The 10,958-nt window shown below is 67.1% G+C and carries 8 protein-coding genes and 1 pseudogene; all 9 read left to right on the top strand.

Features of this window, described 5'->3' with window-relative positions; all coding sequences use genetic code 11:
- The coding region (locus ABZ738_RS32410; RefSeq protein ID WP_357219716.1) for a helicase associated domain-containing protein at positions 1-897 on the top strand (897 nt) is incomplete at its 5' end.
- A 13-nt stretch (positions 898-910) separates the two neighbouring features.
- Positions 911-1,852: a hypothetical protein gene (locus ABZ738_RS32405; protein ID WP_357219713.1), complete on the top strand. Its 942-nt coding sequence runs from the start codon at positions 911-913 to the stop codon at positions 1,850-1,852.
- Between the two features lie 472 nt (positions 1,853-2,324).
- Positions 2,325-2,675, top strand: a complete 351-nt coding sequence (locus tag ABZ738_RS32400) for an Lsr2 family protein (RefSeq protein WP_357219710.1) — start codon at positions 2,325-2,327, stop codon at positions 2,673-2,675.
- A 218-nt stretch (positions 2,676-2,893) separates the two neighbouring features.
- Positions 2,894-3,088: pseudogene (locus ABZ738_RS32395) on the top strand (hypothetical protein); the annotation flags it as partial.
- Between the two features lie 368 nt (positions 3,089-3,456).
- Entirely contained in the window at positions 3,457-4,356 is a 900-nt protein-coding gene (locus ABZ738_RS32390) for a hypothetical protein (protein WP_357219708.1), read from the top strand.
- A 213-nt stretch (positions 4,357-4,569) separates the two neighbouring features.
- Positions 4,570-5,640 (top strand): PIN domain-containing protein, encoded by a 1,071-nt coding sequence (locus ABZ738_RS32385; RefSeq protein ID WP_357219705.1) that lies wholly within the window; start codon positions 4,570-4,572, stop codon positions 5,638-5,640.
- A 138-nt stretch (positions 5,641-5,778) separates the two neighbouring features.
- A complete protein-coding gene (locus ABZ738_RS32380; protein ID WP_357219703.1) occupies positions 5,779-6,771 on the top strand; it encodes a restriction endonuclease in 993 nt (330 codons plus the stop codon).
- 344 nt (positions 6,772-7,115) lie between these two features.
- Positions 7,116-8,882, top strand: a complete 1,767-nt coding sequence (locus ABZ738_RS32375) for a hypothetical protein (protein ID WP_357219701.1) — start codon at positions 7,116-7,118, stop codon at positions 8,880-8,882.
- Positions 8,883-9,218: 336 nt separating this feature from the next.
- The gene (locus ABZ738_RS32370) at positions 9,219-9,830 is read left to right on the top strand and encodes a hypothetical protein (protein WP_357219698.1); all 612 of its coding nucleotides are present in this window, start codon (positions 9,219-9,221) and stop codon (positions 9,828-9,830) included.
- The last annotated feature ends 1,128 nt before the right edge of the window (positions 9,831-10,958 follow it).

Below are 10,958 nucleotides of genomic sequence, written 5' to 3'. Positions count from 1 at the left end.
CACGGACACCTGAAAGTCCCCGTCGACCACGTGCGCCACGGCGTGCGACTGGACCGCTGGGCCGCGCGCCAGCGAGCCGACTACCAGGCACAACGACTTCCACAGGACCGGGTCCAGTCCTTGACCGAGATTGGCTTCGACTGGACACCCACGATCCGCGCCTGGGAACGGGGCATCACTGCCGCCACCGCGTTCCGTGCCGAGCACGGCCACCTGGACGTGCCCACCGGATACGTGGTCGACGGACTCGACCTCGCCCTCTGGGTAGGGCAACAACGCGGCTATCACCGCAAGGGCACCCTCGCTCCCGAGCGGGTCGCCGCCCTCACCGACCTCGGGATCAACTGGACCGCCAAACGCCGCCCCTCCTACCAGGACGGCGTCGCCGCCCTGCACCACTTCCACGCCACCCACGGCCACATCCGAGTCCCGTACGGCCAGCTCATCAACGGCATCAACCTCTACGACTGGCTCGGCGCCCGCCGCACCGACTACCGACTCGGACGCCTCACCACCGACCGCATCCGCGCCCTGGAAGCACTCGGCATGCAGTGGTCCATCCGGGACGCCACCTGGGAACGCAACCTGATCACCGCCACCGCCTTCCATCAGCGCGAAGGACACCTGCACCCAAGCCGAGGCCACCGCGAAGGCGACATCGACCTCTCCCGCTGGATTCACGCCCAACGCGCCGCGCGACGTGACGGCACCCTCCCGCAAGACAGGATCGCCGCCCTCGACGCGATCGACATGCACTGGGAGATACCCAGCGGCTGGAGCGGATTTCACCAGGTCGCCGCGAGTCGAAACGGTCGACCACACGGCGACAGCGACACGGCCCACCACAACAACCCCGCCGAACCGCGCACCGCACCGCCCCACCCGACGGACCTCTGAGAGGGAAGCAGCTATGGCCCGCATGGAGATCGCCCTGTTCAACTTCGAGGCCGGCGGCCTACGCCGACAAGGTCAGGGACGAGATCTGCGGCTGCTCGTCGACGCGTTCCATACCGTCGAACACGCCCCCGCGTTGCTGCTGCTCAACGAAGCGAAGCACTGGCGCGAGGACGGCAGCCGCCCCCTGCACCAGGCAGCTGAGCTGCTCGCCGACCGGTTCCACACCCGCTACGTCGGTCTGCTCGGACACGACCCCGACAGCCCCATGCCGTCGGCGATCATCTACGACCCCACCGTGCTGACCCTCCGGAGCTGGCCTGAGGCCGGTGACCCGCACCTGTTCCCCGACAAGCGCAACATCGCGGTCTTCGCCACCACCGCCGACGTCGACAGCGACCGCGTCGAATTCGCCGCGGCCGTCACCCACTGGACACCGCACTGCGGCATCCGCCGCCGCCAACAAGCCGCCCTCCTCGACCGCTACGGCACCACCCGCCGACCCGTCATCATCGGCGGGGACCTCAACGCCACCGCCAGCGGCGACCACCTCCCCCAACGAGACTGGACCGCCGCCGACCACCGCACCCGCGCCCAGAAAGGCCGACACCTACCCGACGGCACCTGGACCGCCGACACCGACGCCGTCGACCACCTCATCGGCCGCTGGAACCCCCACACCCGACAACGCGACGACGGATGCGGCTTCCACGCCCTCGCCGACCTCGCCTGGCAAACCAACCCGGACACTGAGCTGCTGCCCACCGTCAACAACAAGGATCACGTCGGCGGCGGCCTGCTCATCGACTGGCTCCTCGCCAACACCGCCATGCTCCCGCACGTCATCCCCGACAGCTACCACGTCCACCTACCCCACACCGACCCGATCCCGTCCGACCACCGCCTCATCACCGCCACCCTGACATTCCCGACAGCACCGTCCGGCAAGGGCGTTTGACCATGATGGGGACTTCGAAAGCAGCCAGATCGGAGAACAGCGGATGGGCGCCGGCGAGCCGCGCCGTGTCTGCACGAAGGCACCGAACCTCGACTACGCGCTGTGGCACGTACTACTTCTGTAAGCCTGCGTACAGATCATCCCGCCAGGCGGCCCGCCGCTATCCGGCACCCCGACCGGGACGAGAATCGAACTCGCATCGTGAATCGCGGATAGGCGCGAGGAGAGGGCCGAGCCGGCCGCCCACTGAATACAGGTCGCCCTTGTTCCGAACTCGCCGACCAGGCCAACCAGGGCCACCCCTTCACCTACCCGAAGCCAGGGTGCGGCAGGCCGAGGGGCGGTTATCGGAAGGCCCAGGAAGCCACCGCGAACCGTGCCGAGTCCATCTGGTTGATGCGGCAAACGCCGCGCAGGATACCGTGTCCCTACGTTCGTAGGACCACCCTGCCAGAAGGGAATGTGCCGTACCGTGGCGAAGCAAATTATCCAGAAGCTGATCGATGACTTGGATGGCGGAGACGCCCAGGAGACCGTCAAGTTCGCCCTCGACGGCGTGCAGTACGAGATTGACCTGTCGAGCGGCAACGCCGACAAGCTGCGCGAAATGTTCGCCCCCTATGTCACCCACGGCACGAAGGTCGGCCGAGGCGGAGTAGTCGTCGGTGGCCGCGCCGCTCGCGGCCAGGGCGGCGCCAGCACCGACCGCGAGCAGAACAAAGCAATCCGTACATGGGCCAGGAAGGCCGGCAAGGACATCTCCGACCGAGGACGAATCCCGCAGGAAATCGTGGACGAGTACCACGCGAAGGCCGGCAGGTAACCCACCCACACCCCGACCCTGCACACACCGCGAGCACACCGCCGTCGCGGTCGTGTGACGGCGGCGCCGATCTGGACCGCACCTGGGCGACATGCTCGTGATGCACACACGATCCACTGACACCTTCGATCGCCGACCCCCATCGGTGGGCCTATGCCCCAGGGTGTTGCTCTCACGTCTGCGGCTCCGCTCGGGGCTCGAATGCCTAGGTGGGTGGCATGAGGCTGCTGCCGCGTGGTGGACCTGGCTACGGACCAACCGTCGTCCGGCGACGGGGAAACCGTCGTCTGGCGGGCCTGCCTCTACGAGATCAGCACCGAGGTCACCCACCGGCAGGGACGCGACCTACGGGTCTACCGGCACCGCTCGACTGCTGTGGAGCCGACGGCAGAGGCGCCGAGGACCGCTGCGAACGATCACTCGGCGGCCACTCCGGGCCCGCCGAGGTCGAGGCCGTAGGCCAGCATGAATCGGAGCAGAAGATGCTCCTCGGAATTGAGCAGGCGTCAGCGAATGACGCGACCCACGCACCGACTGCTCCGATACGGTAGCCGGGCCCGGCCGTAGAGCCCTCCGGGCTCCGGCGAGATGAAGACTTGCTCCGTAGGCCCGACTCTGATATTCAGGTATCTGGTTACGCGGCCAGGGTCGAACCCCGGCAGGCAGCCTCAAATCCTCTCGGCGTAGGCGTTGTGGACGTACCGCAGCGTGCAGCCCTCCTGCCTCTCCCCTGCGGTGCGCCCGCAAATCGAGTGCGCTCGCCGATCAGAAGGAATCCCGGATGAAGACGATCTATCACGGCTTCCTGCCGCAGCACACCACCAGTACCCATCGGGTGTTCGCCATCGTCGACCATGGCGGTGGGGAGACCGTGGAGGCGCTGGCGACGTTCCCCACTGCGGAGCGCGCCGACACCATCGCGGATCTGTTGAACCTGCTCACCGTCGGACACCCGCCTGTGGGGACCGGTGACCGGTTGTCGGCCGCGCTCGACGCCGAGCCGGGGCCCGTCCGGGCCTCGGTCACCTCGATTCTCGACGGCCTCGGCGCCAACGCCCACACGCTGGCCGAGCACCTGGAGCGTCGAACGATGGCCGGCTTCGCCAGCTTCCCGGTGACCGGCTGCCCGGCGGGTGGATGCGCCACCTGCAGCACGTGCGGTCAGGGATGCCTCGACTGCCCGTCCTGCGACAGTGGGGGGTGCGACACCTGCCTGCCGCCGGTGATCACTCCACGGACCGCACGGCTGCTTCACGCCGCGGCAGAGATCCTCAGCGACGAGATCACGGCGGCGATCGACGACCCGGACTCCTGGGATGAGTTCCCGCCGTTCTTTCGGCATCTCTCCCCCGTCGCGGCGGGACGGTTTCGGAACGCGTTCCTCGACCTGGCGGCCGACCTCGCCCACGGCATGGAGCCCCGCCCGCGTACCAACGCTGAGGAGATGGCCCTACATCTCATGACCGAGCGCGGCCCTGTCGAACTCGAAATCGGCGCCTTCGACGACGATCTGGAGCAGCTCCCCGAGTCGACCGCCGACTACGACTGGGACAGCATCTTGGACGTGCTCTTCCAGGACAGCGACTACAGCATGTTGATGACCAACCCCGGCAAGCTGGACGCTGAGACCGTCGTCAGCCTGTTCGAGCCGTTCAGTGACGAGACAGAACGGCCGTACTAAACGCTCTGCTGATCTGATGGGGCTTATGCGATCTTTCCGATTCTGGCCGGTCCTCGGATGCCGGGGACGCAGGGCCCGGATGGCTTCGGTAGGGCAGTGGCGGCTGGCAGGGCAGCGGTGCCGGACGGCCGCCGGCGGAGTACGCATGCGGATTCTGTCGTAGGCGGCTGTCATCCTGCCGGCCTCAGCTCACGGATCGATCGGGGTGGCCGGATGGCGGTTCCATACGCGCTGGCGTTACCGGTGACGGCGGCCCGGTCGCCGTTGCCCAGGGCATCGATGCCGATGCGGCGGCAGTCTGGTCTCACCGTGCTGCCCCATCACGCGCAACTCGTGGCGGTCTTCGACACCAACGCCTTGGCCACGGCCTGTTGCATGGAGGCGGACAGCGGACATGATTCGTTGGTCACCCGACTGGTCGCTACCGAACGGGTTCCGTGTTTCATCGCTGATCATGTGCCCGGCGAGATGGAGGAGCACCTGGAGCGCATCAGCCGGTCGCAGCACGTCGACACGGCCGATGCCCTTCGGGTGTGGCGCGACGACGTCGCCCCGCTGCTACGAGTCGTAGAGCTGCCGATCGGCGAGTACCTCCGTCCAGAGATCGCTGCCATCCGCCGTCCGCCGCCCGAGGGGGATCCCGACGATTGGCCCACCCTGGCGCTGGCGGCATTCCTCGGCCCGACGGTCGTCGTGAGCTCCGACAGTGTGTTCGCCAGGCTGGGTTACAACAACGCCGGATACTGGACCGGCGACGCGAAGGCGCTGCACACCGCTAGCGAGTTGGAGGGCCGGCAGATCGACCGGCTCCACACCGCACTGATCACGACCAGGTTGCTGTGGGGTGGTGCGGCGGGCATTTTCCATCAGGTGCCGCGCCGGGCCTGGCTTCTGCCGGCCCTGGGGATCGCGGCGGGCTGGGCAGCAAGCATGCTGTGGAGCAGTCGTGATCGCGTACGTGCCACGAGCGCCGCCGTGTGGGAGAGCCTGGAGCCGATCTTCGCGCGGATCGGCGCCGAGCTCACCCAGTACGATCACCTGCGGTCGTCACTGGTTGCCGTCCACGATCCTTCCTGGCGCCAGGAAACGCTCACCGAACGCTGCGCCCGGCATCTCGCGCGCAGTGGAACACCCATGACACCGTCCGAACTCCGGGACGCGCTCGACCGCACTCTGGGGCAAAGGGTCAGCGCCGCCGCGATCCGACGAGCGTTGTCGAACCACCCGGCGTTCATCCGGTCGGCAGGCGAGCGTTACAGCATCGGACGCCCCGTCACGGCCTGACCTCACCACGCACCGACGGGCGGTCGTCCGTGGACACATGTCACGGCGATTCACACCGATGGCATGACGCCTCGGACGTGTAGTCGCCACGTCCTGGTGAAGCAGATTCGTCGGAGGGGCCCGCTACGCTACCCCGCCGTGAGACTCAGCATGGACGGCACCGTCCGGTCCCCTAGGTTCCCCGGCCGAGCGCTCAACCGCCAGTTCGGCAAGAGCGTCGCACGGCTCTCGGACGACGACGCCCAAGCAGTTCTCCTTCGCTACGCCGAGGTCCAGACCGCCACCAAGATTCGCCGACGTTGGCTACAGCAAGGCCGACACATCAGCGAGTCATCCGCACCAAACCTGAAGTACCACAAGCTTCTGGCTGCGAAGCGGGGTTGGCCGACGGTAGCTGAGGAGGTGCAGGAGTATCTTCATGCCGACCAAGCGAACCTGGCACGCGAAGCCCTGCTGGCCGCCGCCCACGTGGCCTTATGCGACAAAGTAATCGCCGAACTGGTCGACGGGCTCGTCGGCGACGCGATCACGGACGCATATCGTGCGGACACCGCACAGGACCGGTCACCCCTGCGCCACTTGGCGTCGTCTATTGCCTCGGCACAGGCCGCCGAGGGCCGATCCAGCGCTGCCGACGACGGATGGATCGCCACTCTCAAGGCGTTCGAGGCCGAGGAGCAAAGGAGAGCCTCCTACGCCCAGTCCGACGCCTCATCCGGCATCGACAAGTTCGACACCGCCACCGGAACGCTGTTTGAGAGGTGGATTGCGTGGCTGCTGCAACGCGACGGTTGCATCATCGAGCGAGAGCACGGCGGTAAGGACGATCAAGGCGCCGACGTCATCGCCCTGACGCCCGGCCGTCGGCGCATCGTCCTGCAGTGCAAGCAGTCGACGAACCCGCAATTCCGGGTCAGGCCGCCATGTGTCAGGGAACTGAACGGCACCGCCCGACAGGAACACGGCGCCGACATCGTCGGGATCGCCACCAACCGCACACTCTCGGAAGCCGCCCGCCAGTTCGCGGCCAGGCACCAGATCCACGTAATCGACCGGCCCGTCCTGATCCGGTGGGCCACCTACGGCGTCTCCTGGCTTCCTACCAGCGGCCCACGCACGGCGGCAGCGTGAAAAGCCAGCCAGCAGAGACTCTCACGGTCGCAGGCCCGGCCCCGTCGTCGCGGCCAACTCCCCGGCGGAATCACCCTGCCCGCGGTTTCGGCTCCGTCCTGAACGGAGACCAGTACGCCGACCTGCTCACCATCGTCAACCTCGAAGGCGCCCTCGGCGTCGACCTCTACTCCGCCGGCTTCACCAACGCCTTCAGAACCCATGAGGACTCAACCGACCCCGGCCAACCCAATGGACTCCAGCCGGCGGCCCGGCCACCGTAGCAACGTGAGCACCAGCCCATAGGACTCCCCCAGCCGGGGTGCTGCAGCCTTTTATAGCCTGGCACGCGTGATGGTCCCGTGATGCACGAGTTGGGTCGGCTGGGCGAACGCCCCTTCGAGGACCTGTGCCGAGCGCTGGCCGTCCATGTCCTCGGTGTGGGTGTCCAAGCGTTCGGCGACGGCCCCGATGGCGGGCGTGAGGCCAGCTTCGAAGGTCCAACCGCCTATGCCGGCACGGACGGACCGTGGCGCGGCTACGGAGTGCTGCAGGCGAAGTATCGCCGGGTCGAGGTCGGCAGCAGAGACGCCGATTGGCTCTGCCGACAGATCACACATGAGTTCAGGGCATGGTTCGACCCGAGTCGCCGACGGGTGACCGCGGGCCGGCGCCCGGAGTATCTGATCCTTGCCACGAACGTACGTCTGTCCAGCACACCGTCCACGGGTGGGATCGACCGTGTTCGGACGCTACTGGCCGGCTACGCCGAGCGGCTCGGTCTGAAGGACTTCGCTCTGTGGGATGGCAACACCCTGTCGATGTACCTCAACGCCCACCCCGAGGTACGGCAAAGTTTCCTTCATCTGATCTCGCCAGCGGACGTGCTCGCCAGGACCTTCACCACGTTGGGCCGCATCAACAATGCCTTCCACCCGCTCACCATTCAGGTTGGTCAGGGACCGCCGGGCAACGAGCGGGCGTTCCGAGCGGCCTACCAAGCCGCCGGTGGCCTCCATGTTCTCGGAGAACCCACCAGTGAGGTCTACGACGATGGTCCGGGTTGGGTTCAGCACTTCCCTGGCGGCCCAGGCCGGCCCGAGGCGGTGATCTGCGCTCAAGCCGGACACGACCCGGTCGCCATGGACGCCGCCATCTGGGATGCCCTACGGGCGGCCGGTCTGGGACACCTCGCCGATGTCGGCTACCCGGCACATTCCGTCTCACCCGCGTTCATCGACGGTGGTTCTCGCAACGTCCAACTCGACGGGGGCCGGTGGGGGCCGGGCGAGCTCGTGCGCCGAGACGACGATTCGTGGCGCTGGCGACCACATACACGCTTCAGCTTCGAGACGCGCGAGCACGACCGGTGGATCGATACCAGCAACCGGATGGACCTGCGACTGCGCTGCGCTGCGCGATTGCTCTGGCAGCACACAGAACGGGGCATCGACACCGCAGGCCGCAAGCGCCTACGGGCCGCCCTGAACACCGGGCCACTGCCTGCGCTCGTGAAGGACTTGGCTCGGCGCTTGGGGCTGACCACCGACATCGGGAGTTGGGAACGCACCCCGACCGACGAGGGCTACAACGACCGCCGCTTCGCCAGCTATCGGCTTCGTTTCACCGACGGTTCCGGACGCACCGTCTTGGGGCTGTGGGTGCGGTTCCAGTTACCCGACGGTCTGCAGCCCACCATCGTGGCCCTCGTCGACCTACGAATCGACGTCACCGCTGCGCCGACGCCAGACGGGACACCCGAACGCGTCGTCCCCCGCCTGGATCTCGGCGACTTGCGTCGCTTCTTCGAGGCAGCCTGGAACACAGCACATCATGATCTTCCACTCGCCGTGACCGAGGATCCGCAGGACCAGGCTCCCGCCGGACCAACCGTCACGGAACTGCACCTGCAGGCCGAGCACGCCAACACACCGACCGACGGACACCCTCACGACCTGCAGCAGCTGATCGATCTGACCGCTCTCGGCGAACCCACCCGATCCTCGCTCCCCCGAATGTCGATCGCCGTCACCGCCGCCCCGACACCGACGCAGGTCAGCGACCTCGTCGACAACGCGCTGCAACATCTGGCCGCAGGCTTCGGCTTCCTGGAACCCGAAGATGACGTCTGAACTGCCCTGCGCGCAACGCCGGAAGATCGGCAGCAGCCAGCGCGCTGGTGACAGCCCGGATGCCATGCCACCGGGCCAACTCGTATTCGGCAGGCCGTACGTCGAACCGGGCATGCACCGCCCGCGCCTCGCCCCGACGCGATCCTGAATTCCTCAGCCACCCCCACCAGCGTGACCCAGTCGTCTGACCCGGAAGGCGCCGCACTGACGGATGGCGCCTTGCCCTCTGCCGAGCACACCTCGTCAGCACGATCCCTCTTGACAGCCTCCGCCTACCGACGAACTGACCCGCTACCGTGCGGACGGGTTGCCACCACAGGAGGACGCATACGCAGGATGGCCAAGTTTCAGGAAACGGTCGAGCGGCTATGCGAGGAAGGCCGCCGTCAGGGCCTCGACATCTCGAAGGTCACCGCACAGGACGTCCTCGCCGACCTCGTCGCCAGCACCGCCGCCGCCCTCGGCATCCGCGAAAACACCTACGTCCGGTCTCACCTTCCCAACGTCAACCTTGCCGACCTCGTAGACCACCTCAAAGAGGCCGACGACGCGCAGAAGCGCGAGGTAGCCGAGGCATCCCCCGCCGTCGTCAGCTTGGAGAACACCGGCCGACTCATCGCGTCACTCGCCCAAGCGGTGCGGTGCGTCAGCATCAACCACGACCACCTGACTCAGGGACGCCACGACAAGTGGGAGGCTATCGGCGTCCTCGACGACGCCAGCAACTGTCTGACTCTCCTCGGCGAAGCCCTGACCAACAGCCACACCAGCGACCAGGGCACCACCGTACTCTGGAATGACGAAAGCGTCGTGTACGCACGACGCGCTCTCACTCAGACCCTCGCCAACATCCGCGACGGCGGCTGGACCTTCGCCCACGGCCCGCAACTCGACGCCGACGTCGCCACCCGCATGAACGCCGACCTCAGCCTCCTTCCACCGGCATGAACATGCCAACGCCACACATCCCGACGGCTCCACACGGCCCGACGACCGACACCGTCCCCGACCGTTCCCCCGTTACCCGCCTACTGCTGCTGTCGCAATGACCTCAGTCGCCGCACCAACTGCGGCCCAGGAGGCGCTCGCTGGACGCAGGTCGCCTGCCTCGCGCTGCACACGGCTAGAGCCAGAGAAGCGATAGAGCTGATGAATCACGCCAATGCCGGCCTGCCAGGCCGCCTTGAGGGTTGTCCTGCATCGATGCCAGGGCTACCGTGACGGCATAGTCGGGCAGGGCGGCTCCCCCCGTGGCCGCCCTGCCCAACTTCAGTAGCACCGGATAGGCCAAGCGTCGATCGCTCGAAGACGAACGCAGACTCCACCCGGCGTAGCTCCTTTGCCCCACTGGGTCTACCGACATCGCGCTGGCCGCTGCGGACCCACGGGCCGGGACGTCGAGGGCCATGCGAGCGAGCTTCTATCTCCCCAACCACCGAACCCAACTTGATCGAACATGTGTACGATTCGGGCCATGGGTCAGGTGGTCAGGAGGTGGTGGAACGGCTCCTGGGGGCGACTGGCGCGCCGCAACGTGTGGCTCATCCGCCGAACCCGTTGGAGGGTCATCGCCCGCGCCGGCGATAGCGAAACCGGCAAAACCCTTCGCTGGGAGTTCGACAGCCAAGCCGAAGCCCAGATCATGGTGGACCACCTCCTACGCGCCCCCTCGCCCGGCTCGTGGCGCGAACACGTGACACCCGACCGAACCCGTCACCAGCCGAGCTCGCCGTCGCAGGCCGCATCGTCTCCCGGCGGTCAGACACGGACCTAACCCAACCACCGGTGCGGCAGGGACAATCGTTCAACCAGCGACGACGCCAATCGGCAGCGGAGACGAACGATGCCGCTTTTGTCGACGCCCTTCGGCAACGTGGAGCCGACCTGCCCGCAGCCATGGAACGCGACCCATCAGCCGACTGGGACGCCCCGGCACGGCTACGTGCTGCCCACCGCCACCGGAACCGTCCTTTTCCTCATGTGAGCCACCCCCGCTTTCATGGAGCTTCTTGATCATGGTCTGATGGCCGTGGGGAGGAAGTCGTCCGTGGCAGCACCGAAGAAGTACCCCGATGA

It is taken from the genome of Micromonospora sp. NPDC047793, assembly GCF_040642635.1.
Lineage (GTDB): Bacteria > Actinomycetota > Actinomycetes > Mycobacteriales > Micromonosporaceae > Micromonospora.
The sequence above is the reverse complement of the archived record's forward strand: the minus strand, read 5'-3'. Positions and strand labels throughout refer to the sequence as shown.